We start from the raw sequence: 229 nt of genomic DNA, 5'->3' as shown, positions 1-229 counted from the left end.
GAGATACTATGAAATCCTTTAAAGTTCTTTCTACACCAATATAAGATGCTAGATTCATCCTTCGCTAAAAAAGAATCCGGATTGAAATGAATCAAAGCCTCTGCTAAACAAGCCAGAAGCAATGGTATCATTTCGGAATCTTGCTTTGATAAATCAAGTACAGATACAACGGTATACTGTTTATATTGGTAGTATTGTAGAACACCATTACACATGTTTGTTGGTGTTA

Annotated in this window: 1 pseudogene; it reads right to left on the bottom strand. The window is 34.1% G+C overall.

Going from position 1 to position 229, the window contains the following annotated elements:
* Positions 1 to 229, bottom strand: a pseudogene (locus tag FOT98_RS32785) (hypothetical protein); the annotation flags it as partial.

The sequence above is a fragment of the Bacillus sp. HY001 genome (genome assembly GCF_007558965.1).
In the GTDB taxonomy this organism is placed as follows: Bacteria; Bacillota; Bacilli; order Bacillales; family Bacillaceae_G; genus Bacillus_A; species Bacillus_A mobilis.
This window is presented reverse-complemented; position numbering and strand designations above follow the sequence as displayed.